The sequence below is a fragment of the Methyloversatilis sp. genome, assembly GCF_965284615.1.
GTDB lineage: Bacteria > Pseudomonadota > Gammaproteobacteria > Burkholderiales > Rhodocyclaceae > Methyloversatilis.
In genome coordinates, this window is the sequence record NZ_OZ260098.1 from 3,131,210 (window position 1) to 3,155,134 (window position 23,925).

Genomic DNA, 23,925 nt, shown 5'->3' on the forward strand with positions numbered 1-23,925 from the left:
CCGCGGCCCGGTGCGGAAGGCGGGTGGGCGGCGCTCACCGGGACATCATCCCGGCATTGACGGGAACATTCCCGTGCGGGTGACGAATTACCTCATGGCAGCGGCCGTCGATGCAGGGCAAACGCGGCTCGACAGCGGTTCGGTCGGACGGTCGGTGCTGAAGGGAAAAAGGACGGGAGGGAGGGGAGGCGGCTGCGCCGGGGGCATCCGGCCGGGCGTATCAGGGCAGGCCGACAGGCGCTGGCGCCGGCGCAATCATGGCGACGGCCGTCGCCGCCGGCCAGGATGCCGTCGATGCACCCAGGGCAGGCGCAGCGACGGCGAACACCGCTCAGGCTTCGTCCGGCTCCGGGTCGTCCACGGCGGCGTCGCGTTGCGCGCGCAGCCGTTCGATCACGTCGGCCGGGGCGGCCGCCGGAATGCGCGGCGTCGGGCAGTCAACGTCGCCGCACTGCGCGCGGTGGCGCAGCGCGTGGTCCATCAGCACCAGTGCCAGCATGGCTTCCGCCACCGGCGTGGCGCGGATGCCGACGCAGGGGTCGTGCCGGCCGTGCGTGTTCACGATGACCGGGTTGCCGGCCTTGTCGATCGAATGGCGGTCCAGGCGGATGCTGGAGGTGGGCTTGATGGCGATCGACACGCGCACGTCCTGCCCGGTCGAAATGCCGCCGAGCACGCCGCCGGCGTTGTTCGACAGGAAGCCCTGCGGCGACATTTCGTCCGAGTGTTCGGTGCCGCGCTGTTCGACGCTGGCGAAACCGGCGCCGATCTCCACACCCTTGACCGCGTTGATGCCCATCATCGCGTGCGCGATGTCGGCGTCAAGCCGGTCATACACCGGCTCGCCCCAGCCTACCGGCACGCTGCTGGCGACCACGTCGATGCGGGCACCGCAGGAATCGCCCGACTTGCGCAACTGGTCCATGAACAGTTCGAGCTCGGGGACGATGGTGGCGTCCGGCGCGAAGAAGGGGTTGTTGGCGATCGCTTCACGGTCGCGGTATTCGATGCGGATCGGGCCGAGCTGGCTCATCCAGCCGTGGATGTCGATGCCGTAACGCTCGTGCAGCCACTTGCGCGCGATCGCGCCGGCCGCCACGCGCACCGCGGTCTCGCGCGCCGACGAGCGGCCGCCGCCGCGGTGGTCGCGGATGCCGTACTTCTGCCAGTAGCCATAGTCGGCGTGGCCCGGGCGGAAGGTTTCGGCGATGTTGCCGTAGTCCTTCGAGCGCTGGTCCTGGTTGCGGATGAGCAGCGCGATCGGCGTGCCGGTGGTGACACCTTCGAACACGCCGGACAGGATCTCTACCTCGTCCGGCTCGCGTCGCTGCGTCACGTGGCGCGAGGTGCCGGGCTTGCGGCGGTCCAGTTCGGCCTGGATGTCGGCGGCGCTCAGCGCCAGCCCCGGCGGACAGCCGTCACCACGCAGCCGATGGCCGGGCCATGCGACTCACCGAAGGAGGTGACACAGAAAAGCGTGCCCAAAGTATTGCCGGACATGGGAAAACCCGCGATTTTTCGAGGCGCAGAGTCTACCATGCAGGCCCGGCCGACCTCCCGCCCGGCCCGACCGCATACATATAGATGACCACGCCCTTCGCCCTCGCCATCGTGCTGACCATCGTCGGCGGCCTCTGGCTGGACGCGCACGGCGCCACCTGGGCGCCGCACGTCGTCGCACTGTGGACCTGGGCATTGCTCGGCGCGCTCTGTCTGCGCGCCGCGCCCGAGCAGCGCGCACAGTGGATGGTCTGCCTCGCCTGGGCCACCTTCGGCGAAATCGTGCTGTCGCTGTGGTGGGGCCTCTACGACTACCGCCTCGGCAATCTGCCGCTGTTCGTGCCGCCTGGCCACGTGCTGCTTTACGCGCTGGGTGTGTGGCTGAGCGAACGCGTGCCGCACGGTGTGACCAGCGCCGTGCCGCCGCTGGCGCTCGGCCTGGTGGCTGCCTGGGCGCTGGTCGGGGCCGACGGTATCAGCCTGCCGCTGTTCGCGCTCTACCTGCTCGCGCTGCGCTTCGGCCCGTCGCCGCGGCTGTACTCGACCATGTTCGTGCTGGCGCTGGCGATGGAACTGTACGGCACCGCGCTCGGCTGCTGGAGCTGGCGGCCCGAAGTGCCCGGCCTGCCGCTGACGGCCGCCAACCCGCCGCTGGCGGCCGGCGCCTTCTACTGCGCACTCGACTGGCTGACCGGTCTGTGCGCGCGCCGCGCCGGGACGCGCACCGCGCCGCTTGCCGACGCCCGGCGCGCCGGCTGATCCGCAGCGCATGTTCCCGCCGCTCAGCGTCTCCCTGCCCGCCCTCGCTCGCCGCCTGCCGGGCGCCCTCGCCACCGTGCACCGCTGGCTGGGCATCGCCGGCTGCCTGCTGTTCGTCATGTGGTTCGGCTCCGGACTGGTGATGAGCGTGGTCGGCTTCCCCGTGCTGAGCGACGCAGAACGCCTGCACGGCCTGGGCGTGCTCGACGCGGCGCAGATCCGGGTGTCGCCGACGGCGGCGCTGCAGGCGGCCGACGTGCACAGTTTCCCGCGTCGCCTGTGGCTGGAGGCGCTGCCGCGCGAGGATGGCGGCAGCGAACCGGTCTGGCGCATGACCATGGCCGACGGCGGACGACATGCCATCAGCGCGCGCAGCGGCGCACGCATCACCGCCATCGACGCCGCCCGGGCCGAAGCCATCGCACGCGCCTTCTCCGGCCAGCCGGGCGCGCGCCACGTGGGCATCGTCGAACGCGACCAATGGACGGTGCTGGCGACGCTGGACCGCCAGCGCCCCTTCCACCGCATCGCGCTGGACGACGACGCCGGCACCGAGCTCTACGTGTCGGCACGCAGCGGCGAGGTGGTGCGCGACAGCACCCAGCGCGAGCGCTTCTGGAACTGGGTTGGCGCCGTACCGCACTGGTTCTACTTCACGCCGCTGCGCGAACAGTCGGGGCTGTGGCGGCAGACGCTGCTGTGGGTGTCCGGCATCTGCTGCATTTCGGCACTGAGCGGACTGCTGCTGGGGGTGCTGCGGCTGCGCCGGCGGGCGCCGCTCAGTCCCTTCTCCGGCTGGATGAAGCTGCACCATCTGGTCGGTCTGGGCGGCGGCCTGTTCGTGCTCGCCTGGATGGTCAGCGGCTGGCTGTCGATGTCGCCCGGCGACTGGCTGCGCAACACGCCGCCGGGCAACGCGGCGATGGCACGCTACACCGGCAGCGTGGCTGCCACGTTTCCGTGGCCGCACGCGACACAGGCGCTGGCGCCGCTGTTCGCCGAGGCGGACTGGAAGGAGGTGCAGCTCTACTGGGTGCGCGGTCAGGCTCGCATGACGCTCACCGCCGACAACGGCTTCCGGCGCAGCGTAGACATGCCCGACCTCGGCCACCCCGACGTGACCGAACACCACGCCGAGGCGGTGGCGCGCGCGCTGATCCCGGACGCGCGGCTGGCGGCGATCGAACGCCTGATCCGCGAGGACGCCTGGTGGTACGCCCGCCGCGACGCGAAGGAATTGCCGGTGTGGCGCGTGAAACTGGAGGACGACGCGGAAACCTGGGTGCACATCGACGCGCTCGACGGCCGCCTGCTCGGCACAATGGACCGCGACGCCCGCCTGCGCCGCTGGCTGTTCAACGCGCCGCATAGCTTCGAACTGCCGGCGCTGGCCGGGCACCCAGCCCTGCGCTACGCGCTGCTGTGGCTGGCCGCACTGGCCGGCCTCACCCTCTCGGTCAGCGCCGTGGTGATCGCCGCCCGGCGCCTGACGCGGCCCCGCGTCGATCGCTGAACGGCGGGCGCCCCGCTCACAGGCCGGTCATTCGCCTGACTGCGGCGAAGTACAGCCGGTAGGGCAGCAGGCGCAGCAGCCGCAGCCAGCCAGTGAAGCGCTTCGGAAAATGGATGTGGAAATCGCCACGCGCCAGGCCGCGGAGGATGTGGCCGGCGGCCTCGTCGGCGCTGATCAGCGCCGGCATCGTGAAGTCGTTCTGCGCGGTCAGCGGCGTTTCGACGAAACCGGGGCACACCAGATGCACGGCCAGCCCGCGCGGGCGGACGTCCATGTACAGCGTCTCGGCGAAATTGATCAGCGCCGCCTTGCTCGCGCCATAGACCAGCGCCTTCGGCAGTCCGCGGTAACCTGCGACGCTGGACACAATGACCAGCGCGCCGGCCTGCTGCACCAGCATGCCGGGCAGCACCGCGGCGCAGCCGTGCATGACGGCGGCGACATTGGTGCGCAAGGTGGCGTCAACGTCTTCGTCGTCCAGCTCCCAGGCGCGTACCGGACGGTAGCGCGCGGCGACGAAGAACACCGCATCGATGCCGCCCCAGCTTGCCCACAGTTCGGCGGCGCCGCGCGTCAGCGCGCCCGGTTCGCTGACATCCATCGGAAGCTGCAGCACGTTCGGCGCGCGACCGGCCACCTCGGCCAGTCGCGCCGCGTCGCGGGCGGTCAGCGCGACGCGCGCGCCGGCGTCGATCAGCCGGCGCGCCAGTGCGGCGCCAATGCCGCTGGACGCACCGATCATCCAGACGCGTTTGCCGGCCCAATCCTTCACGGGCGGATTCAGCGGCGCGAACATCATGGCGCGCCGCGGGTGAAGGACAGCGTCACCTCGCCCAGATGGACCCCGAACTTGCTCATCGCCGAGCGGTTCAGCATCACCTTGTCGTCGATCAGATACATCCAGTCGTCGAAGTCGACGTTGTAGACCTTGTCGTCCACCGGCAGCGCCAGCACGTAGCGCCAGCGCAGCGCGTTGCCGCTCGCCTCGCCCGTCGCCTCACCGACCACGTCGTCGGCGCGGCCGCTGTAGCGGCCCTCGCCGAGGTGGCGGATGGTCCAGACGCGGCGGCTCTGCGTGCCGTCGCTCCATTCGAAGCGCTCGTCCAGCGTGCCGGTGTCGCCCTGCCAGCGCGCATCAATGCGGACGACGAAGCGCTTGATCACCTCGCCGCTGCGGTCCTGGAACATGCCCCAGCCGGTCACCGGACCGTTGAAATACTGCTTCAGATCGAGCACCGGCTTCTGCGCCGCGTACTTCTCTACCGGCACGCCACCGCAGCCGGCCAACGCGGCCAGCCCGAGCACCGACAACAGCCGGCACAGCATTTTCTTCATGATGAAGCTCCTTGCAGATCGGGTTCGAGCCGGCGCGTGCCGGCCCACAGCAGACAGAGCGCCGCCGCCTTCAGCAGCAGCGGCAACAGCGCATAGACGGCGGTCAGCGCCGCGCGCGCCTCGTCGCCCTGTTCGCCCGGCCGGTAACCGAGCAGCGCCAGCGCAGGCAGTGCGACGCCGGCCGCGAGCGCCAGATTGAGCTTGGTGACGAAGGTCCATACACCGAAGCTGCCGCCGGCCGGCAGCGGCTCCTCGCGCCGCGCGATCAGGCCGGCCAGCAGCGCTGGCGGCAGCGCGAGGTCGGCGCCCAATGCGATGCCCGAGCCGACGCAGATGAGCATGAAGGCGGTGACGTCGCCCGGTCCCAGCGTCCACGCCCAGCCGAACACCACAATCGCCAGCAGCATCGACGCCGCCCAGCTGCGCGCGCGGCCGATGCGGTCGGCCAGCCGCGTCCACAGCGGCAGCGCCAGCACGCCGGCGACAAAGTAGAGCGCCAGGAAAAGACCTTCGCGCTCCGGCGCCTGCAGCACGTCGGCGATGAAGAACAGCACCAGCGTACCGGGCACCGCCGCCGCGATGCCATTGAGCGCGAACACCGCGAGCAGGCGGCGGAAGCGCGCGTGCCGCATCACCTCGCGCAGGGTCGCCAGCAGCGGCTGCACGACTGCCTGCGGCCGCAGATCGGGTACCGTGGTCGTGGTCAGCAGCGCGGCCAGCGCCAGCCAGGGCAACCAGTACAGCGCTGCGCGCCACAGGCCGGTCGGTGCGTCGTCGGCCAGCAGACCGGGTGCGACCGACGCCGCGACCACGCCGACCAGCGCCCAGCCCTCGCGCGAAGCCACCAGCCGGGTGCCCAGCGCCGGGGTGGTCGACAATTCGGCGCCCCAGGCGGCGTAGTTGATGGTGGCGATGCTGTAGCCGGCATAGACCAGCAGCAGCGCGCCGACCAGCCAGAGCAGCGGGTCGATGCCGGCCAGCGGCTTCACCAGCGCCGGCAGTCCAACCGCCAGCGGCAGCAGCCCGAGCAGCACGATGACGCGACGCCCGCGCGCGCGATCGCCGGCGGCGCCGATCAACGGATCGGCCAGCGCATCGACCAGACGCGCGGCGAACAGCACGACGCCCAGCAGGGTCAGCGACACGCCGTAATGTTCGGCGTACAGCTTCGGAATATGGATGTAGATCGGCAGCGCGGCGGCCGCCAAAGGCGCACCGAGCAGGCCGTAGGCGAACACCCGCGCGGTGTTCACCGCGCCTGCCCGGCCTCGGCCAGCAGCTTCGCGCGCAGCGCCGGCTCGCGCGTGCGCGGATCGAGCCAGATGGCGAAGAAGGCGTCCGACAGCGCGCGATCATCGACCGCCGGCAGCGCACGCCCCTGATGGAAAAAGCGTGCGCTGCCGTCGGCCAGCTTGACGCCGGTGATCACCTCGCCTGCCTTGACGTTGGGGAACACGCCGGCGAGCACGTCCTGCCAGCGCGCCAGCTTCGCGTCGTCGCGCTCACCGAGCCGACGGATTTCGTCGATGCTGGCGCTGGCCAGCCGCACGCCGTCGAAGTCCCGGGCGTAGCGCAGGCTCAGCGCAAAGCCGCCGGTCGGCTGGTAACGACCGCCGCTGGCCCACAACGTCGCGTCGTACAGCTTGAGTCCGAACCAGCGCATCTCGCCGCTGCCCAGCGGCTTCGGATCGTCGAGCAGATCGACCGCGCCCGCTGGCGGCTGCGCGAACGCGCAGGCCGAAGCGAACAGCAGCGCGCAGAGCAGACGCCTGATCACGGCTTCACCAGGTGGAACTGGTGCACGTCGATCGACCCGGCGCGGAAGCCTGCCTCGCAGTAGGCGAGGTAGAAGCGCCACAGCCGCTGGAAGCGGGTGTCGAAGCCCAGTGCGCGCAAAGCATCGCCGTGCTGCTCGAAGGTTTCACGCCAGCGCGCCAGCGTGATCGCGTAGTCGAGACCGAAGCGGTAGTCGTCACGCAGCTTCAGACCGGCGCGCTGTGCCCGGTCCACGAACACCGACGGCGACGGCAGCATGCCGCCGGGGAACACGTACTGCTGAATGAAGTCGGTGCCCTTGCGGTAACGCGGGAACAGATCGTCGGCGATGCTGATGGTCTGCACCACCGCTTCGCCGCCGACCGTCAGCAGGCCGTTCAGCTTGGCGAAATAGGTCGGCCACCAGCGCTCGCCGACCGCCTCCAGCATTTCGATCGACACGATGCGGCTGACCTGGCCCCGCAGGTCGCGGTAATCGCACAGTTCGAAGCTGGCCCGGGCGGCGAAGCCGCCGCGCTGGGCCCGTTCGCGCGCCCACGCCAGTTGCGCCGGCGACAGCGTCACGCCGTGCACGTACGCGCCGTTGTCCCGCGCCGCCACTTCGGCAAAGCCGCCCCAGCCGCAACCGATCTCGATCACCGGCTGATCGCGCTGCAGGCGCAGCACGCGGGCGATGCGCGCGTACTTGGCGTGCTGGGCGGCCGCCAGATCGCGCTGCGCGTCGCCTTCGAACAAGGCGCTCGAGTACGTCATGCTGCGGTCCAGCCACAGCGCGTAGAAATCGTTGCCCAGATCATAGTGCGCCATGATGTTGCGGCGGCTTCCACTGCGCGTGTTGGCGCGGCAGAGGTGGCGGATGCGGGCCATCGCCAGCGCCAGCAGGTTGCCGTGTATGGCGCGCCCGAGGGCCTCCCGGTTCAGCGCGAACAGCGTGAGTACGCGCGCCAGGTGGTCGCTGTCCCACAGCCCGTCGAACCAGGCTTCGCCGAGGCCGATGTCGCCGCGCGCGATCACGTGATCGAAGGTGGCCCAGTCTTTCACCCGCATTTCCACCGGCTCGCCGTGGTGGCCGAAGGACAGCAGTTCGCCGTTCGGCAGCGTCATCAGCAGCCAGCCGTGTTCGATGCGCTCCAGCAGCCGGCACACCTGGCGTGCGGCGAACGGCAGCGCATTCCGGCGCTCGAGCGAAATCAGGACGTCGGGCTGATTCATCGGGTCATTTCCTGTACGGGAGGTTGCGGTTTGCTGAAGAAGGGCACGCGCGCGCGCCACAGATGGAAGGCCTGCACGTGGATGCGCGCGATCACCGCCAGCGTCATCAGCGGGTGCGCGGCCAGTGCGCGCCAGGCGGCAGCCCGGCTCATGGTTTCGGCACGACCGGACACGCGTGTGCGCAGCCGGCGTTCGCCGCCGTCGTGGTAGTCGATGGCCACCGCGTGCAGGTCACCACGGCGGTCGAAACGGAAGCGGTAGCTGCCGCTGACCGGGAAGAAGGGGGACACGTGGAACACCTTGCGCGTCTCCATCCACTCGCCGTCTCCGATCGGCCGAGCGTCGGCGTGTGCGACCAGGTAGTCGTGGCGCTCGCCGAAGGTGTTGTTTACTTCGCACAGCACGGCGCGCAGCGCACCGGCACGGTCATGGCAGAACCAGAAGCTGACCGGGTTGAACACGTAGCCGAACAGCCGCGGCATGGTCTGCAGCACCACTTCGCCGTCGGCGCAGCCGAGGCCTTCACGCGCCAGCAGCGCACGTATCCAGAACAAGGGGTGTGAGCCGTCGCGCGCGCCGTGGTCGCGGTAGTGAAAGGACAGCGGCGCCCAGCGGTTCAGCGCGAGCATCGGCACCGGCTGCCGGCCAAGCCGGCTCAGCGCAATGCGCAGGAAGAACAGGCGGTAGGCGAAGCGGGTGCGCACCGGCGTCGCGCGGGCATGCATGACCGCGCCGCGACAGAGGCTGACCGCCGTTTCGCCAACCGTTGCGCTCATGCGGCCAGCACCTCGCCGCTGCGCTGCCACGGAATGTCCGCGCCCAAGTGACGGGCGACGCGCACCGCCGAGGCGAGGCCGTCTTCGTGGAAGCCGTAGCCGGTCCACGCGCCGCAGTACCACAGGCGATCGCGCCCCTGGATTTCCGGCAGCCGCGCCTGCGCGTCGATGGCCAGACCATCGAACAGCGGATGCGCGTAATCGATGCGGGCGATCACGCGGGCGGGGTCCGGCTCGATGAACGGATTCAGCGACACGACCACCGGCTGTTCGAAAGGCAGCGGCTGCAGCCGGTTCATCAGGTAGGACACGCTGACCGGGCGGCTGTCCGGCGCGCCGGCGCCTGCCATGTAGTTCCACGACGACCAGACGCGGCGGTTGCGCGGCAGCAACGCGGTGTCGGTATGCAGCACGGCGTGATTGGGCTGGTAGCGGATGGCGCCGAGCAGGCGCCGCTCGGGCGCCGTCGCCGTATCGCCGAGCAGCGCCAGCGCCTCGTCGGAATGACAGGCCAGCACCACCTGGTCGTAGCGTTCGAGCACGCCGGCCGCCTGCACCAGTACGCCGTCCGATACGCGCTGCAGGCCCTTCACCGCCGACGCGCGCCGGACGTCCTGCAGCGCGGCCGCCATGCGCTTCACATACTCGCGAGAGCCGCCACGCACGGTGAGCCACTGCGGCCGGTCATTCACCCGCAGCAGGCCGTGGTTGTGGCAGAAGCGGGCAAAGGTGGCGAGCGGGTAGCTCATCATGGTCTGCGTCGGACAGGACCAGATGGCCGCCGCCATCGGCAGCAGGTACCAGTCGCGGAAGGCGTCGCCGTAACGGTGCCGCACCAGGAATTCACCGAGCGAAATGTGCTCGGCGCTGCCGTTGGCGGCCCTTTCGGTCACTTCCGAATTGAAGCGCAGGATGTCCTGCAGCATGCCCCAGAAGCGCGGGCGCGCCAGGTTCGCCGGCTGCGCGAACACGCTGGCCAGATTGGTACCGGCCCACTCAATGTCCGGCTCGCGCAGCGACACGCCGAAGGACATGTCGCTGTCGGCGATCGACACGCCGAGCAGCGAGAACAGGCCGCACAAGTGCGGATAGGTGTCGCGGTTGAACACGATGAAGCCGGTGTCGACCGGATGGCTCACGCCGTCGATCTCGACATCCACCGTGTTCGAGTGACCGCCCAGGCGGCCCTCCTGCTCGTACAGCGTCACCTCGTGCCGGCGCGACAGCAACCAGGCTGCCGACAGACCCGAAATGCCTGCCCCCACCACCGCAATCTTCATTATTTTCTGCCTCCAGCCCACCGCTACACGCGAACGGGCGTTATGGATTCACCTGCGCAGATTCACCCGCTCGAATTTGCGTGTGCGATCCGCCGATCTGCGTCATCTGCCCAGAGCCGCTTCGATCTCGCGCAGCAGCACGTTCGAATCGGGTGCCACGTTGCTGGGGAAGGCGGTCACTGTCCGGCCATCGCGCCCGATCAAGTATTTGTGGAAGTTCCACGCCGGCTCCGAACCCGAGGCCTTCGCCAGATCGGCGTAAAAGGGGTGGCGCTGGGCGCCCCTGACCGAGGTCTTCGAGAACATCGGAAACTTGACGCCATAGGTCATGCTGCAGAACTCGGCGATGTCCTTGTCGCTGCCCGGTTCCTGGTTGCCGAAGTCGTTCGACGGGAAGCCGAGCACGGTCAGACCGCGTTTGCCGTAGCTGTCCTGCAGCTTTTCCAGCCCGGCGTACTGGCCGGTGTAGCCACAGCGGCTGGCGGTATTGACCACCAGCAGCACGCGGCCGCTGTATTCGCACAGCGAACGCGGCTTGCCGTCGAGCAGGCCGGGAATCGAACGATCGAGCAGCGTCGGGCAGGCGTCGGCCGCAGCCGCAGTCATCGAGGTCAAGGTCGTCACCAGCGCGAAGACGATGCGCAAACCGTCAGCGCGCAGCACGGGCCGACTCGCAGCAGCGCGCCGATGCATCGACGACGAGGTGCGCCGGGAAGTAGGCACCGGTCGCGGCGCGGTGCAGATGAACCAGCGCATCGGTCTGGCTCGACGCCGGCTGGGCAGAGGCCGACGCTTTCTGCGCTGGCGCAGCGGCGCGTTCATGGTCAACCGGTTCGGCCGCCGACGGCATGACGGCCGACGCGGACACGCAGAACAGCATTGCCAGCGCGCTTGTGGCGCTTCCTGCAGCTTTCATCGTCTTCATACCGCCCCCTTTTTTGTCCTGGACAAAACAAGACTCAAGCCGTAATCTAGGACTCATGAGTCGCCATGTTAACGATTTGTCCAGGACAAAATGAGTGCTCACGCATCGGGGCTGTCCCTGCTGACCATCAGCGCGGTGGAGCGGGAGACCGGCCTTCTGAAAGACACGCTGCGCGTATGGGAACGTCGCTACGGTTTCCCCAAACCCATCCGCGACGAGGCCGGCGAGCGGCTGTACTCGCTCGAAGACGTCGGCAAGCTGCGCCTGATACGCCGCCTGATGGACCAGGGCTGGCGTCCGGGCAAGCTGCTGGCGGCCAGCGCGGCCGAACTGCAACTCATCATCGAGGCCGAGCAGGCCTCACGCGTACCGGCGCTGCTGGCCGGTGAAATACTCGACGCCATCCGCAGCCATGACGTCGAGGCATTGCGCCGGGTGTTCCAGCAGACGCTGCTGGAAAAGGGCTTGCAGGGGCTGGTCACCGATCTGGTCGCGCCGCTCAACGTGGACATCGGCGAAGCGTGGATGCGCGGCGACATCGGCGTGCCGGACGAGCACTTCTACACCGAACAGACGCAGTCCTTCCTGCGCGGAACGCTGGCCAGTTACGCGCGCACCGGAAAGCCGCCGCGCGTGCTGCTGACCACGCTGCCGGAGGAGGAACACGCGCTGGGCCTGCTGATGGTCGAGGTGATGCTGACCGCCGAAGGTGCGCAGTGCTGTTCGCTCGGGCCACGCATGCCACTGGCCGACATCCGCACGTCGGCCCTCACCGCCAGCGCCGACATCGTGGCGCTGTCCTTCAGTTCGGCCTTCCCGGTACGCCAGGCCATTGCCGGCATCCGCACGCTGCGCGAAGCACTCCCGCCGACAGTGGAACTGTGGGTCGGCGGTGCCGGTGCGCGCGACAAGCTGCGCAACGAAACGGGCGTGCGCGTGATACGCGGCATCGGCGATGTCGGGCCCGCTGTCCGCGCCTGGCGGGACGCCCACGCCAGCCACTGAACCGGGCGACGGGAAACACGCGCTTTTCCGGCGATCCGCCGGCGTCCATCCATGATTGAATAGGCAGCTGCGTAGCGGCCGGCTTGCGTCGCGCATGCGCGGACCTCGCCACGCGGACGACGGAAGCGGGATGCGGCCACAAGCTGTCATCGGGCTGACTTCTGCTCGCGTAAAATGCTTTTTTCTTCAGGAGCCCTTCATGCTCTATCCCGAACTGTTCAAGTCACTCGAATCCGCCCGCTGGGACATGGCGAAAGACGTGCCCTGGGACAGTTTCGACGCCGCGCTGCTGTCCGACGAGCAGGCGATGACGATCAAGATGAATGCCATCACCGAATGGTCGGCGCTGCCGGCCACCGAAATGTTCCTGCGCGACAACCGCGACGATTCCGACTTCTCGGCCTTCATGTCGATCTGGTTCTACGAGGAACAGAAGCACTCGCTGGTGCTGATCGAATACCTGCGCCGCTTCCGCCCCGAATTGGCGCCGACCGAAGAGGAACTGCACGAAGTGCGCTTCGAGTTCGACCCGGCGCCGGCGCTGGAGACGCTGATGCTGCATTTCTGCGGTGAGGTGCGCCTGACCCAGTGGTACCGCCGCGCGTCCGAATGGCATACCGAGCCGGTGATCAAGCACATCTACGACCTGCTGTCGCGCGACGAGGCCCGTCATGGCGGCGCCTATCTGAAGTACATGAAGCGGGCGATCGATCAGGCCGGCGACGCCGCGCGCGCCGCGTTCTCGAAGATCGGCATGCTGATGGCCGCCAGCGGCCGCGCCGGCAAGCCGATGCACCCGACCAATCTGCACGTGAGCAAGGCGCACTTCCCGCGCGACACCGTGCAGTCGCGACTGCCCGACCCGGAGTGGCTGGAGCGCTGGCTGGACGAGCAGATCCGCTTCGACAAGGACTGCGAGGCGCGCGTGATCGGCGGCATCCTGCGCAACCTGAGCTCGCTGTTCGGCGAAAGCTTCAAGACGGTGGGCGACCTGAACCGCTTCCGCAAGCAGTACGCCGGCGCCGCCTGATGCGCGGCGGCACGCCGGCCTTCGAAGCCAAGATCTGCCCGCCGGATCAGCTCGCGGCGCGCCGGGCTGCCCTGCCCGGCCCGGTGGTGTTCACCAACGGCTGTTTCGACATCGTGCACCGCGGCCACGTCACCTGCCTGGCGCAGGCACGTGCGCTCGGCGGCTCGCTCATCGTCGCGCTGAACACCGATGCGTCGGTGCGCCGTCAGGGCAAGGGGGATGACCGCCCGGTCAATGCGCTGGAAGACCGCGCCGCGGTAATCGCCGCGCTGGAATCGGTAAGCCTGGTCACCTGGTTCGATACCGACACGCCGCTCGATCTCATCCTTGCCTGCACGCCGGACGTGCTGGTCAAGGGCGGAGACTGGCCGGTGGAGCGCATCGTCGGCGCCGCGGACGTGCTGGCCCGCGGCGGCCGGGTCGAATCGATCGCCTTCGAACACGAGCGTTCGACCACCGCGCTGCTCCGTAAGATACGCAGCCTGTGACTGCACCGTTACGGTGCATCGGGTCATAACCCGGCGCTTGCCGAGACTGCGCTTATCATCGGGACGCATCGTCGCACTGCTTCCCGCCTGGTCATGATTCGATTCACCGCACTCCCTGCCCTGCTGATCGGCGCCGCACTGATCTGCACCGCGGCTCACGCCGCACCGGACACCACGACCGATATCGAACAGCGCGTACTCGCCTGCACCGGCTGCCACGGCGCCGAAGGCCGCGCCGCCGCCGACGGCTACTACCCACGCATCGCCGGCAAGCCGGCCGGCTATCTGTACAACCAACTGCTGAACTTCCGCGACGGCCGTCGTCAGTACCCGCTGATGACCGGTCTGCTGCAGACGCTCAGCGACGACTACCTGCGCGAGATGGCCAGCCACTTCGCAGCACTCGAACTGCCCTACCCGCCGCCGGCGCGCAGCACGCAGAAGCCCGCGACACTGGCGCACGGCGAGGCACTGGTGCGCCGCGGCGACGCGACGCGCGACATTCCGGCCTGCGAGAGCTGCCACGGCAGCGCACTGACCGGCGTCGCCCCGGCGATACCCGGCCTGCTCGGTCTGCCGCGCGACTATCTGGCGGCCCAGCTTGCCGGCTGGAAAAGCGGCATCCGTCAGGCGCACGCGCCGGACTGCATGGCACAGATTGCCCAGCGCATGAGCGCCGACGACATCCAGGCGGTTGCCCACTGGCTGTCGTCGCAAGCGGTCGCCGAGGGCGGCAAGCCAGCCGCCCGTCTCGACAAGGCGCTGCCGATACGCTGCGGCGGTGTGCAGGAGGGCGCGCGATGAAGCGTCTCCTGATCGCAGCGCTGCTGCTCGCCACGTCGGCAGGCGTCTATCTCGCGCTGCAACCGGCCGCGGATGAGCCGGCCGCCGGTGCGGCGGATGAAGACCGCGCGGCACAGGTCGCGCGCGGCGAGTACCTTGCGCGCGCCGGCAACTGCATGGCCTGCCACACCGCACCGGGCGGCACGCCCTGGGCCGGCGGCCGCGCGATGGACACGCCCTTCGGCACGATCTACACCAGCAATCTGACGCCGGACCCGACAAGCGGGCTCGGCCAATGGACGGCCGATGACTTCTGGAAGGCGCTGCACGAAGGTCGCGCGCGCGACGGCCGCCTGCTCTATCCGGCCTTCCCCTACACCAGCTACACCCGCGTCACACGCGCCGATGCCGACGCGATCTGGGCCTGGCTGCAGACGCTGCCGCCCGTCGAACAGCCGAACCGGCCGCACGCGCTGCGCTTCCCCTACGACACGCAGGCGGCGCTGCTGGCCTGGCGGGCGCTCTATTTCAAGCCGGGCGTGTTCGTCGCCGACGCGACCAAGCCCGAGGACTGGAACCGCGGCGCCTATCTGGTTCAGGGGTTGGGTCACTGCAGCGCCTGCCACGCGCCGCGCAACGCACTGGGCGCGAGCAGCGATCCGGACGCGCTGGCCGGCGGCCTGATGCCGGGGCAGAACTGGTATGCGCCCTCGCTCACCTCGCCGCACGAAGCCGGCGTGGCCGACTGGGCAAAGGACGACATCGTGGCGCTGCTGCGCGACGGCGTGAGCGGCAACGCAACCGCCGCCGGGCCGATGGCCGAGGTGGTGTTCGGCAGCACGCAATACCTGTCGGCGAGCGATCTCGACGCGATGGCGGTCTATCTGAAGTCGCTGCCGGTGACGCAATCGGTGAAGGCGGAGTTGACCGGCGTACTGGACGAACTGCGGCGCGAGCGCGGCACCCAGCTCTACGGCGAGCACTGCGCCGACTGTCACGGCGAGCGCGGCGAGGGCAAGCCGGGCATCTGGCCGGCGCTGGCCGGAAACCGCGCGGTGACGATGGACCCGCCGGCGAACACCGTGCGCATCGTGCTGGGCGGCGGCTACGCGCCCGCCACGCGTGGCAACCCGCGCCCCTACGGCATGCCGCCCTTCGCCGCCGCACTGAGCGACGACGAAGTGGCGCTGGTGGTGTCGCACATCCGCGGCAGCTGGGGCAACACCGCGGCGCCGGTCAGTTCGCTCGACGTGCAGAGACTGCGCGGCAACCTGCGCTGACGCGGATCGCTGGACGTAAAAGAGGGCGCCGCATGCGGCGCCCTTCTCTTTGCTGCGACCGCCGGCGACACGGCGGTTGGCGGGCCGACGATCAGACGCCGCGCATCCGCCGACGCACCGACAGCGCGATCAGGCCGAGGCCGGACAGCATCAGCGCATAGGTTTCCGGTTCCGGCACGGCAGCGACCTGGTCGATCTGGAACGCCAGCATCTGCGAGAAGCCAGCGTTCAACGTCACGGTGTAGGCACCGACCGGCACGCCCAGCGCCGCCAGATCCCATGTGTAGCGGAAGTAGTCGCTGACGCCACCGTTCAGCGTGCTGTTGACCAGCGTGCCGGCGATGGCCTGGCTGCCGCCGTTGTAGCTCAGGGTCAGGCTGAAGGGCGTGCCGCCGAACTGGCCGTCGAAGTCATTGATGATGCCCTGGAACACCAGCGCGGTCGCGCCGGCATCGACGGTGGTGTCGGTGAAGGTGAAAGTGGAGGCGCCGCCGTACAGGCCGAAACCGGCCGGGTAGTGGTCGCCGCTGACGCGGGTGAATATCGCGTCGCCCGAGCCGGCGACATTCGAGCCGCTGCCGGCGACCAGCTCTTCGACCGTCAGCGCACCGCTGGTGCGGTTGCGGTTCAGTTCGTTCCAGCCATCGAAGGACAGCGAAGACGCCGGATCGACGAACTGCTCATGGGTGCCGTTGGCATGGGCGAAGGCGGAAGCCGAGATCATGGCAACGCTGACGACGGAACGGACGAGGACTGACTGCTTCATTGAATCTATCTCCCGATGAACGAAGGTGTTTGCCCGGCCTGGCCTTCTGTCTTCGCTGGGAGGCAATTCGAGGTACTGGCTCCGGACCGGACCTGCCGCCGGATGCCAGAGTGGATTCCCGTCACCGCCCGGGCCGTGCCCGCACGTTGATGAGAACGCTTCTCATTCTATATAACAACACCCCGTCGTCAAGCCCGTCGTCGATCGACCGGCATATCCGTTCCGGCGCCGGGCCGGAACGGATATGCCGTAATCAGGCGCTGACCGACAGCGTCGATCCGGTACTCGTCGTGCTGCTGTCGCCCGCGTATTCCTGCAGCATCTGCAGCACGCGCGCCAGCATGCGTTCGTCGCGCGCGGCCTCGTCCGGCGGCGGCGGACGACTGTCGGACGACGCGCCGGACGCGGCCGCTTCGGATTCGCGGAAAGCCATCGCCTCCTGGAAGCTCACCTTGCCGTCGCCATCGGTGTCCGCCTCGTCGAAGGACTCGACCAGCGCTGCCAGTTCGCTCGCCTCCGCGCTGCCCGATGCCTCGGCCTCTTCCGCCATCGCGCCCAGCTGCTCGACGCTCATGCCTTCGTCCTTGCCCGCCGGCGGCGGGGGCGGCGGCGGACGGTTGCCCATCGCCTGGCCGACGCGCGACGCGCCGAAACTGTCCTCCAGCTGGTCGGCCACCTTCTGCAGCAGACTGCCCAGTTCCTGTTCGGTCACCTTGCCGTCGCCGTCGCTGTCCATCGCGCCGAGCAGGTCCTCGGCCGATGCACTGCTGCCGGTCGATTCCAGCGCACCGGCCAAATCGCTGCTGTCGATATAGCCCTTGCCGCCGCTGTCCAGCAGCGCGAAGACGTCCGCCGCCATCGCCGACGCATCCGGTTTCTGCGGCCGGTTGGCCTGCATTGCCGACTGCATCGCCGAGGCCATGCTGCTGCCCACACCCGATATGCTCATGTCCATGCTCCTGTGTGTATGAGAAATGCGGCCGCCGGCATCGGCAGCCACCTGTCACAGGGCAAGTTATCGGCCCGAAACGGCGCGCCAATCGGCCGTTTCGGGTAAAACCGCGTGAGCGTACGTAAAGGAAAAGGGCCGCGTTGCGCCGCCCTCTTTACACGGCGACACCGCGTCGCCTGCCGCAGCGCCCCTTTCGCCATGCGCCGGCAAGTTTCGCCGCCGGGCGCATCGTGCGGAAGCGCCGATGGCCGTTACCGACGCGTCGGTTGACCGGCGCAGCGGCAAGCACTGCCGGCGCGCAACTGTGTAAAGACGCGTCAGTCCTCGGCCGGCAGCCGGATATCGACGCGCAGGCCCCCGCCTTCGGTGTTCGACGCGCGGATGTCGCCGCCATGCGCCTCGACCGCGCGCCGCGCGATCGACAGGCCGAGGCCGGCGCCGTGGCTGCCGTCGCTGCGCGCGCCGCGGAAGAAGGGATCGAAGATGCGCTCCAGTTCGCCGTCGGCGACGCCACAACCGCCGTCGCTGATGCTGACGCAAGCGCTCCCGCCGGCCCGGCCCAGCGCGATGTGAACCACCGAACCCGCCGGCGCGTACTTCACCGCGTTGCGCAGCACGTTGTCGAAGGCGCGACGCAGCAGTTCGCCCTGACCCTTGACGACGGGCCCCGCGCCGTCGGTTGACAGCACGACCTCGACGTCGCGCGCGGCCGCCTCGAACCGCGCATCACCGGCCACATCATGCAGCAGGGCGTCGAGCGCCACCGGCTGCGGCAGCGTGCGCGCCGCGTCGTGCTCCAGTCTCGCCAGACCCAGCAGTTCGCCGACCAGAGTGTCCAGCCGGGCCGTCTCGCGTTCGACGCGCTCCAGCATCGCTTCGATCCGCGACGGATCCTGCCGTGCCAGACCGATGGCGGCACTCATCCGTGCGAGCGGCGAACGCAGTTCGTGCGACACGTCGTGCAGCAGCCGACGCTGCGCGTTGACCAGCTGTTCGATGCGTGCCGCCATGCGGTCGAAACCGCGGCCGAGATCGGCGATCTCGTCACGTTGACGGCCGATCCGTGCCGCCGTACGTACGCCCAGATCGCCGCCGGCCAGTGCATCGAACGCCTGGCTGAGGTGACGCACCGGGCGCGACAGATACCAGGCCAACGCGGCGCTGAAGGTGAGCGCGCCGATCAGCAGCGCGACCACTTCGAGGAAGGGCGGCGGCGGCAGTGGCAGTCCGCCAGCTGCCGACGGCGGTCGATCGCCGCGCGCGGCCGCCAGCACTTTCCACTGCGCGCCGTCGATGGACACGACCCGCGCAGTGTCCAGTCGTTCGGCGCTCACCGTACGCCCGAACTGCTCACTGCCGTCGGGCCGCACCAGCAGCGGCAGCGGCAGCCGCTGCGCGCGCCAGATTTCAAGCAGCGCCACGGTCGCTGGCGGCCCCTGCTCGCGCAGCAGTACCTCGACCGTGTCGGCCATGAGCGCCGATTGTGGGTGTGGTCCGCGGCCCTCGCGTGGCCAGATCAGCGACAGCGCCAGCGCCATAAGCAGCGCCGCCACCGCCAGCGCGGCGACGAAGGCGAAAAACAGCTTCCAGAACAGCCGGCCCACTAGGCGCGCACCAACTGGTAGCCGACGCCCCGCACCGTCTGTATCAGCGGGCGGCCGCCGCTGAGCGGCGCCAGCTTCTGCCGGATGGCGCTCACGTGCACGTCGATGTTGCGGTCGTAAGGGCCCATCGGCCGGCCCAGCGCCTGCAGCGACAGCTCGGCCTTGGACACCACGCTGCCGGCGTTGCGCGCCAGCACTTCGAGCAGGCCGTATTCGGAACTGGTGAGCGTGAGCAGCGTGTTGCCGTACTCGGCGCAGCGCCGCTGCGGCCACACGGCCAGCGCGCCGACGACGATGGCGTCGTCGCTGGCCGCCTGTGTGCGCGCACCGCCGATGCGCCGCAGAATCGCGCGCAGCCGTGCCACCAGTTCCCGCGGCGTGCATGGCTTCTGCACATAATCGTCCGCGCCCAGTTCGAGCGCGAGCACGCAGTCGATATCGTCGCCACGCGCGGTGAGCATCAGCACCGGCACACCGGAGAAGGCGCGCAGCCGGCGCAGCACTTCGATGCCGGACACGCGCGGCATCATCACGTCGAGCACGACGATGGCGAAGTCGCCCTGGCGCAGCAGCGTCAGACCGCTTTCTCCATCGGCCGCACGCTCGACCGCGTACCCTTCATTGGCGATGTACTCGCCGAGCATCGCACTGAGCTCGGCGTCGTCGTCGATCAACAGAACCCTGTTTGCGTCGGCCGTCATCGGCAAGCCTCACCTGTATTCGATGACGGCGATGATAAGCGCCGGAGACTGCTGCGAAAGGCGGGATATCGCCCGCGCCAAGGTTCATTTCCGCGCCGCGCGCGAGCCGATGACACAAATGGAAAAGGCGGGCCGCAGCCCGCCCTTGCCGGCGACGTGGCACTCAGGCCGCCTTCTTCACCTGCTTCTGGTAAAGGAACTCGAGCAGCGCGGCGCGGTACTCGACGAAATCGGCGTCGTGCGCGAGCTTCAGCCGGTCGCGCGGGCGCGCCAGCTTCACGTCGAGGATTTCGCCGATGGTGGCGGCCGGACCGTTGGTCATCATGACGATGCGGTCGGACAGCAGCACGGCTTCATCGACGTCGTGCGTCACCATCACCACGGTGGCGCCGGTCTTCTCCATCACGCCATTCAGCTCGTCCTGCAGGCTGGCGCGGGTCAGCGCGTCGAGCGCACCGAAGGGCTCGTCCATCAGCAGGATCTTCGGCTCCATCGCGAAGGCACGGGCGATGCCGACGCGCTGCTTCATGCCGCCGGAAATCTCGTGCGGATACTTATGCAGCGCGTGGGTCATGTGCACCATGTCCAGTGCCGCCTCTGCGCGCGCCTTCAGCTTGGTCTTGCCTTCCTTCTTGCCGAACACGCGCTCGACCGCCAGCAGTACGTTCTCGAAACAGGTGAGCCAGGGCAGCAGCGAGTGGTTCTGGAACACCACGGCGCGCTCCGGCCCCGGACCGGCGATCTCGCGGCCGTCGCAGATCAGGTTGCCCGAAGTGGGCAAGGTCAGGCCGGCGATCAGGTTCAGCAGCGTGGACTTGCCACAACCGGAGTGGCCGATCAGCGTGACGAACTCGCCTTCGGCGATGGTGAGGTCGATGTCGCGCAGCGCGACGAATTTGCCCTTCTTGGTATCGAAGGTCATGCCTGCGTTCTCGACTTTCACGATGGTCTTGCTCATGGTGGTCTCCTCGCGGGCCGGTGCGTGGCACCGGCCGCCTCAGTTCAATGCAATCGTTTGGACGGGATCAGCTGTTGCCGTACGAGAAGCGGCGGGCGAGCAGCAGCAGCGCCTGTTCGAGCAGCAGGCCGACGATGCCGATGACGAAGATGGCGATGATGATGTGTTCCACCTTCAGGTTGTTCCACTCGTCCCACACCCAGAAACCGATGCCCACGCCGCCGGTCAGCATTTCCGCGGCAACGATGACCAGCCAGGCGGTGCCGATGGACAGGCGGATGCCGGTCAGCATGTAGGGCAGCACCGACGGGAACAGGATCTTGGTGACGATCTTCCACTCGTCGAGGTCGAGCACGCGGGCCACGTTCATGTAGTCCTGCGGCACGCGCTGCACGCCGACCGCGGTGTTGATGATCATCGGCCAGATCGAACAGATGAAGATGGTCCAGGTCGCCGCCGGGTCCGCCTGCTTGAACACCAGCAGGCCGATCGGCAGCCAGGCCAGCGGACTGACCGGGCGCAGCAGCGAAATGACCGGATCGAACATCGCGTTCATGAAGGCGAAGCGGCCGATGATGAAGCCGAGCGGAATGCCCACCAGTGCCGCGAAGCCGAAGCCGATGCCGACGCGCTGCAGCGAGGACAGCACGTTCCAGCCTATGCCCATGTCGTTGGGGCCGTTGTTGTAGAAGGGATCGGCGAACAGCACCTTGGCCGCATCCCATACGGCGAGCGGACCCGGAATGCTGCCGCCCTTGGCCGCGAGCAGCGCCCACACGGCAACCAGCAGCGCCATGCCGGCGATCGGCGGGAAAACCGCCTTGAACACCGCGAGCAGGATTTCGGAGATCGGCGTACGCGGCTCGCGCGGCGCGGCCTTCGCGACCGGCGCTGCCGCTTCGTTGGCGGCCGGGGCCGGCACCACGGACGGGGTGGCATGCATGGACACGACCTTGTCTGATGTGAGGGTTGCTGCACTCATGACGGATTCCTTTCAGTACCGGTCGGCGCGGGGCAGGCCCCGCGCCGGGAATATTACGCGGCGTTGATCTTGAAGCTGCCGGCGTACTTCTTCGGGTCCTTGCCGTCCCACACGACGCCGTCGATCAGCTTGTGCGTCCGCATGTCGCTCTTCGGCACAGCGACACCGGCGGCGGCGGCGGCCTGCTTGTAGATGTCGGTGCGGTTGATCGCCTTGGCCACCGCCAGGTAGTCCGGATCGGTCTTGATCAGGCCCCAGCGCTTGTGCTGGGTCAGGAACCACATGCCGTCCGACAGGTAGGGGTAGTTCACCGCGCCGTCATTGAAGAATTTCATCGCGTTCTTGTCGTCCCAACTCTTGCCCAGGCCATTGGAATAGCGGCCCAGCATGCGCTCCAGGATGACGTCCATGTCGGTGTTCACGTAGGACTTTGCGGCGACGGTTTCCGCCGTCTTGCGACGGTTGGCCAGCGAGGCGTCGATCCAGCGGCCAGCATCGAGGATGGCGGCGGTCATTGCGCGTGCGGTGTTCGGGTTCTTGGCCACCCACTCGGCGGTGGTGCCGAGGATCTTCTCCGGGTGATCGACCCAGATGTCCTGGGTGGTGACCGCGGTGAAGCCGATCTTGTCGATGATGGCCCGGTTGTTCCACGGCTCGCCGACGCAGTAGCCGTCCATGTTGCCGACCCGCATGTTGGCCACCATCTGCGGCGGCGGCACGGTGATCACCTTGACGTCCTTCATCGGGTTGATGCCATTGGCCGCCAGCCAGTAGTAGAGCCACATCGCGTGGGTGCCGGTCGGGAAGGTCTGGGCGAAGGTGTATTCGCCCGGCTTGGCGGCGATCAGCTTCTGCAGGCTGGCGCCGTCGGTCACGCCCTGATCCTTCAGCTTGTTGGCAAGCGTGATGGCCTGACCGTTGTTGTTCAGCGTCATCAGGTTGGCCATGTCCTTCTTCGGGCCGCCGATACCCATATGGACGCCATACACCAGACCGTACAGCACGTGCGCGGCATCCAGCTCGCCATTCACCAGCTTGTCGCGCACCGCAGCCCACGAAGCTTCCTTCGACGGGATGATCTTGATGCCGTACTTCTCGTCGAACTTCTCCACCGCCGCCATCACGACGCTGGAACAGTCGGTCAGCGGGATGAAGCCGATGCGCACTTCCTTCTTCTCGGGGGCGTCGGAACCGGCGGCCCAGGCCGCCGAACGCACGCCGGGGGGCACCATGCTCATCAGCGAAGCTCCCACACCGAGTGCGGCGCCCTGCTTGAGAAAGCTGCGGCGCGTCGCGCTGGTGTCAATGACGCTGTCTGCCTGCTTCGGATGCTCAGCCATCGTGTTCTCCGTAGTTTCATGATCGATTCCAGAATGAAAAAAGGGTGTGCATCCGCGGCTGAGAAGCCGACCGGATGGACACCCTTGTCCCTTATGGAGGCTTCTCGCCTCGCTGGCCGCAACCACGTTGTTGCGCCTTGAACAGTGATTAGCACGGGGCGTGCCAACCCTGAAAATCAAGAACCAAAACGTTTTTTTTCAATGACTTGAAAGCCGAATCGAAAACTGGACACGAAGGTGCGGTCCGATACGACCGCACTTGTGCGGTGCGACAGCAGCGTGCGTACGCACCATGTCGAACCGGGGCATGCATGCCGAGGGCGTGACGCCATCCGCCCTCGGCCTCCTCGCGAGAGTGCGCGGCAATGACGGATGGCCATGCACGGCGCAGCGATGCGCCGCGCCGACGGAAAGATCTGCAACAGGGAAGAGGGAAAGGCTCGGCCGGTCAGCCGAGCAGGCGTGCGGTGGCGATGAAGTCTTCGGACACCGCGGCGATGGTCTTGCCGCGCTCCATCGCGAGTTTGCGCAGCGTGTGATAGGCGGCGTCCTCGTCGATACCCCGCAACTTCATCAGGATGCCTTTGGCGCGGTTGACCGAAATGCGCTCGCTCAGCTTCTGCCGCGCCTCGTCGCGCGAGCGGCGCAGTTCCTGGTGCTCTTCGAAACGGGCCAGCGCCACATCGATCACCGGCTTGATGCGCTTCGGCTCCAGGCCATCGACCACATAGGCCGAAACGCCTGCCTTCATCGCGCGGCGTATGGTCTTGCTGTCCGAATCATTGGCGAACACCACGACCGGGCGCGGCATTTCGCGGTCCATCGCCGCCATGTTCTCCAGCGTGTCGCGCGACGGCGAATCGGTCTGGATCAGGATGACGTCCGGCTTGATTTCCTCGACCTTCATGTGCAGGTCGTAGGCGCTCGACAGTACCGCGGCCACCTGGTAACCGGCGCAGG

At 68.3% G+C, this 23,925-nt stretch carries 24 protein-coding genes and 1 pseudogene; 7 read left to right on the forward strand and 18 right to left on the reverse strand.

What is annotated here, in order from left to right:
• Positions 1 to 331: 331 nt before the first annotated feature.
• Positions 332 to 1,500 (reverse strand): annotated as a pseudogene (gene aroC / locus ACQ66H_RS14860) (chorismate synthase).
• 84 nt (positions 1,501 to 1,584) lie between these two features.
• Here aroC and ACQ66H_RS14865 point away from each other — a divergent pair.
• Positions 1,585 to 2,259, forward strand: a complete 675-nt coding sequence (locus ACQ66H_RS14865; protein ID WP_430434647.1) for a hypothetical protein — start codon at positions 1,585 to 1,587, stop codon at positions 2,257 to 2,259.
• A 10-nt stretch (positions 2,260 to 2,269) separates the two neighbouring features.
• Positions 2,270 to 3,772 carry a hypothetical protein gene (locus tag ACQ66H_RS14870; RefSeq protein ID WP_430434648.1) on the forward strand — a complete coding sequence of 501 codons (1,503 nt, stop codon included), beginning with the start codon at positions 2,270 to 2,272 and terminating at the stop codon, positions 3,770 to 3,772.
• Positions 3,773 to 3,788: 16 nt separating this feature from the next.
• Here the strand turns inward: ACQ66H_RS14870 and ACQ66H_RS14875 are convergent, their stop codons facing one another.
• From ACQ66H_RS14875 to ACQ66H_RS14915, 9 genes are all read right to left on the reverse strand, one after another.
• Positions 3,789 to 4,544 (reverse strand): SDR family NAD(P)-dependent oxidoreductase, encoded by a 756-nt coding sequence (locus tag ACQ66H_RS14875; RefSeq protein ID WP_430434649.1) that lies wholly within the window; start codon positions 4,542 to 4,544, stop codon positions 3,789 to 3,791.
• A 23-nt stretch (positions 4,545 to 4,567) separates the two neighbouring features.
• Positions 4,568 to 5,107, reverse strand: a complete 540-nt coding sequence (locus ACQ66H_RS14880) for a DUF3833 family protein (RefSeq protein WP_430434650.1) — start codon at positions 5,105 to 5,107, stop codon at positions 4,568 to 4,570.
• Entirely contained in the window at positions 5,104 to 6,360 is a 1,257-nt protein-coding gene (locus ACQ66H_RS14885; protein ID WP_430434651.1) for an MFS transporter, read from the reverse strand. The genes ACQ66H_RS14880 and ACQ66H_RS14885 overlap by 4 nt, the downstream gene beginning before the upstream one ends.
• On the reverse strand, positions 6,357 to 6,884 hold the full coding sequence (locus ACQ66H_RS14890; RefSeq protein ID WP_430434652.1) for a hypothetical protein: 528 nt from the start codon (positions 6,882 to 6,884) through the stop codon (positions 6,357 to 6,359). Before ACQ66H_RS14890 ends, ACQ66H_RS14885 begins: the two co-directional genes overlap by 4 nt.
• Positions 6,881 to 8,095: a class I SAM-dependent methyltransferase gene (locus tag ACQ66H_RS14895; protein WP_430434653.1), complete on the reverse strand. Its 1,215-nt coding sequence runs from the start codon at positions 8,093 to 8,095 to the stop codon at positions 6,881 to 6,883. Before ACQ66H_RS14895 ends, ACQ66H_RS14890 begins: the two co-directional genes overlap by 4 nt.
• Positions 8,092 to 8,871, reverse strand: coding sequence for a DUF1365 domain-containing protein (locus ACQ66H_RS14900; RefSeq protein ID WP_430434654.1), 780 nt, complete (start codon positions 8,869 to 8,871; stop codon positions 8,092 to 8,094). Before ACQ66H_RS14900 ends, ACQ66H_RS14895 begins: the two co-directional genes overlap by 4 nt.
• Complete coding sequence (locus ACQ66H_RS14905; protein WP_430434655.1) at positions 8,868 to 10,151, reverse strand: NAD(P)/FAD-dependent oxidoreductase; 1,284 nt, start codon at positions 10,149 to 10,151, stop codon at positions 8,868 to 8,870. Before ACQ66H_RS14905 ends, ACQ66H_RS14900 begins: the two co-directional genes overlap by 4 nt.
• A 102-nt stretch (positions 10,152 to 10,253) precedes the next feature.
• Entirely contained in the window at positions 10,254 to 10,814 is a 561-nt protein-coding gene (locus ACQ66H_RS14910) for a glutathione peroxidase (protein WP_430434656.1), read from the reverse strand.
• Complete coding sequence (locus tag ACQ66H_RS14915; RefSeq protein WP_430434657.1) at positions 10,801 to 11,067, reverse strand: hypothetical protein; 267 nt, start codon at positions 11,065 to 11,067, stop codon at positions 10,801 to 10,803. The genes ACQ66H_RS14910 and ACQ66H_RS14915 overlap by 14 nt, the downstream gene beginning before the upstream one ends.
• A gap of 99 nt (positions 11,068 to 11,166) precedes the next feature.
• On the opposite strand from ACQ66H_RS14915, the gene ACQ66H_RS14920 reads away from it, so the two are divergent.
• The 5 genes from ACQ66H_RS14920 (at position 11,167) to ACQ66H_RS14940 (ending at position 15,662) form a co-directional block, all read left to right on the forward strand.
• Positions 11,167 to 12,081: a MerR family transcriptional regulator gene (locus ACQ66H_RS14920; RefSeq protein ID WP_430434658.1), complete on the forward strand. Its 915-nt coding sequence runs from the start codon at positions 11,167 to 11,169 to the stop codon at positions 12,079 to 12,081.
• A 199-nt stretch (positions 12,082 to 12,280) separates the two neighbouring features.
• Positions 12,281 to 13,111 carry a ferritin gene (locus ACQ66H_RS14925; RefSeq protein WP_019917402.1) on the forward strand — a complete coding sequence of 277 codons (831 nt, stop codon included), beginning with the start codon at positions 12,281 to 12,283 and terminating at the stop codon, positions 13,109 to 13,111.
• Complete coding sequence (locus tag ACQ66H_RS14930; RefSeq protein ID WP_430434659.1) at positions 13,111 to 13,599, forward strand: adenylyltransferase/cytidyltransferase family protein; 489 nt, start codon at positions 13,111 to 13,113, stop codon at positions 13,597 to 13,599. The genes ACQ66H_RS14925 and ACQ66H_RS14930 overlap by 1 nt, the downstream gene beginning before the upstream one ends.
• A gap of 93 nt (positions 13,600 to 13,692) precedes the next feature.
• Positions 13,693 to 14,403 (forward strand): c-type cytochrome, encoded by a 711-nt coding sequence (locus ACQ66H_RS14935; protein WP_430434660.1) that lies wholly within the window; start codon positions 13,693 to 13,695, stop codon positions 14,401 to 14,403.
• Entirely contained in the window at positions 14,400 to 15,662 is a 1,263-nt protein-coding gene (locus ACQ66H_RS14940; protein ID WP_430434661.1) for a c-type cytochrome, read from the forward strand. Before ACQ66H_RS14935 ends, ACQ66H_RS14940 begins: the two co-directional genes overlap by 4 nt.
• A 91-nt stretch (positions 15,663 to 15,753) precedes the next feature.
• On the opposite strand, the gene ACQ66H_RS14945 is transcribed toward ACQ66H_RS14940, so the two are convergent.
• The 8 genes from ACQ66H_RS14945 to ACQ66H_RS14980 all read right to left on the reverse strand — a co-directional run bounded on the left by ACQ66H_RS14945 (position 15,754) and on the right by ACQ66H_RS14980 (position 23,908).
• On the reverse strand, positions 15,754 to 16,428 hold the full coding sequence (locus ACQ66H_RS14945) for a PEP-CTERM sorting domain-containing protein (RefSeq protein WP_430434662.1): 675 nt from the start codon (positions 16,426 to 16,428) through the stop codon (positions 15,754 to 15,756).
• Positions 16,429 to 16,681: 253 nt separating this feature from the next.
• Positions 16,682 to 17,377, reverse strand: a complete 696-nt coding sequence (locus ACQ66H_RS14950) for an EF-hand domain-containing protein (protein ID WP_430434663.1) — start codon at positions 17,375 to 17,377, stop codon at positions 16,682 to 16,684.
• A gap of 320 nt (positions 17,378 to 17,697) precedes the next feature.
• Positions 17,698 to 18,984, reverse strand: a complete 1,287-nt coding sequence (locus ACQ66H_RS14955; RefSeq protein ID WP_430434664.1) for a sensor histidine kinase — start codon at positions 18,982 to 18,984, stop codon at positions 17,698 to 17,700.
• Positions 18,984 to 19,685, reverse strand: a complete 702-nt coding sequence (locus ACQ66H_RS14960) for a response regulator transcription factor (RefSeq protein ID WP_304002304.1) — start codon at positions 19,683 to 19,685, stop codon at positions 18,984 to 18,986. Before ACQ66H_RS14960 ends, ACQ66H_RS14955 begins: the two co-directional genes overlap by 1 nt.
• Positions 19,686 to 19,848: 163 nt before the next feature.
• Positions 19,849 to 20,643, reverse strand: coding sequence for an ABC transporter ATP-binding protein (locus ACQ66H_RS14965; protein ID WP_019917394.1), 795 nt, complete (start codon positions 20,641 to 20,643; stop codon positions 19,849 to 19,851).
• Between the two features lie 67 nt (positions 20,644 to 20,710).
• Positions 20,711 to 21,625, reverse strand: a complete 915-nt coding sequence (ntrB, locus tag ACQ66H_RS14970; RefSeq protein WP_430434665.1) for a nitrate ABC transporter permease — start codon at positions 21,623 to 21,625, stop codon at positions 20,711 to 20,713.
• A gap of 53 nt (positions 21,626 to 21,678) precedes the next feature.
• Positions 21,679 to 22,965 (reverse strand): CmpA/NrtA family ABC transporter substrate-binding protein, encoded by a 1,287-nt coding sequence (locus ACQ66H_RS14975; RefSeq protein ID WP_020165378.1) that lies wholly within the window; start codon positions 22,963 to 22,965, stop codon positions 21,679 to 21,681.
• 448 nt (positions 22,966 to 23,413) lie between these two features.
• Positions 23,414 to 23,908, reverse strand: a complete 495-nt coding sequence (locus ACQ66H_RS14980; protein ID WP_430434666.1) for an ANTAR domain-containing response regulator — start codon at positions 23,906 to 23,908, stop codon at positions 23,414 to 23,416.
• Positions 23,909 to 23,925 lie beyond the last annotated feature (17 nt).

Excerpts from the sequence above, each read along its gene's own strand:
- ACQ66H_RS14865 (WP_430434647.1), top strand. The coding sequence starts at position 1,585 with ATGACCACGCCCTTCGCCCTCGCCATCGTGCTGACCATCGTCGGCGGC.
- ACQ66H_RS14870 (WP_430434648.1), top strand. The coding sequence starts at position 2,270 with ATGTTCCCGCCGCTCAGCGTCTCCCTGCCCGCCCTCGCTCGCCGCCTG.
- ACQ66H_RS14880 (WP_430434650.1), bottom strand. The coding sequence starts at position 5,107 with ATGAAGAAAATGCTGTGCCGGCTGTTGTCGGTGCTCGGGCTGGCCGCG.
- ACQ66H_RS14895 (WP_430434653.1), bottom strand. The coding sequence starts at position 8,095 with ATGAATCAGCCCGACGTCCTGATTTCGCTCGAGCGCCGGAATGCGCTG.
- ACQ66H_RS14900 (WP_430434654.1), bottom strand. The coding sequence starts at position 8,871 with ATGAGCGCAACGGTTGGCGAAACGGCGGTCAGCCTCTGTCGCGGCGCG.
- ACQ66H_RS14905 (WP_430434655.1), bottom strand. The coding sequence starts at position 10,151 with ATGAAGATTGCGGTGGTGGGGGCAGGCATTTCGGGTCTGTCGGCAGCC.
- ACQ66H_RS14915 (WP_430434657.1), bottom strand. The coding sequence starts at position 11,067 with ATGAAAGCTGCAGGAAGCGCCACAAGCGCGCTGGCAATGCTGTTCTGC.
- ACQ66H_RS14920 (WP_430434658.1), top strand. The coding sequence starts at position 11,167 with ATGAGTGCTCACGCATCGGGGCTGTCCCTGCTGACCATCAGCGCGGTG.
- ACQ66H_RS14925 (WP_019917402.1), top strand. The coding sequence starts at position 12,281 with ATGCTCTATCCCGAACTGTTCAAGTCACTCGAATCCGCCCGCTGGGAC.
- ACQ66H_RS14930 (WP_430434659.1), top strand. The coding sequence starts at position 13,111 with ATGCGCGGCGGCACGCCGGCCTTCGAAGCCAAGATCTGCCCGCCGGAT.
- ACQ66H_RS14935 (WP_430434660.1), top strand. The coding sequence starts at position 13,693 with ATGATTCGATTCACCGCACTCCCTGCCCTGCTGATCGGCGCCGCACTG.
- ACQ66H_RS14940 (WP_430434661.1), top strand. The coding sequence starts at position 14,400 with ATGAAGCGTCTCCTGATCGCAGCGCTGCTGCTCGCCACGTCGGCAGGC.
- ACQ66H_RS14945 (WP_430434662.1), bottom strand. The coding sequence starts at position 16,428 with ATGAAGCAGTCAGTCCTCGTCCGTTCCGTCGTCAGCGTTGCCATGATC.
- ACQ66H_RS14950 (WP_430434663.1), bottom strand. The coding sequence starts at position 17,377 with ATGAGCATATCGGGTGTGGGCAGCAGCATGGCCTCGGCGATGCAGTCG.
- ACQ66H_RS14960 (WP_304002304.1), bottom strand. The coding sequence starts at position 19,685 with ATGACGGCCGACGCAAACAGGGTTCTGTTGATCGACGACGACGCCGAG.
- ACQ66H_RS14965 (WP_019917394.1), bottom strand. The coding sequence starts at position 20,643 with ATGAGCAAGACCATCGTGAAAGTCGAGAACGCAGGCATGACCTTCGAT.
- ntrB (WP_430434665.1), bottom strand. The coding sequence starts at position 21,625 with ATGAGTGCAGCAACCCTCACATCAGACAAGGTCGTGTCCATGCATGCC.
- ACQ66H_RS14975 (WP_020165378.1), bottom strand. The coding sequence starts at position 22,965 with ATGGCTGAGCATCCGAAGCAGGCAGACAGCGTCATTGACACCAGCGCG.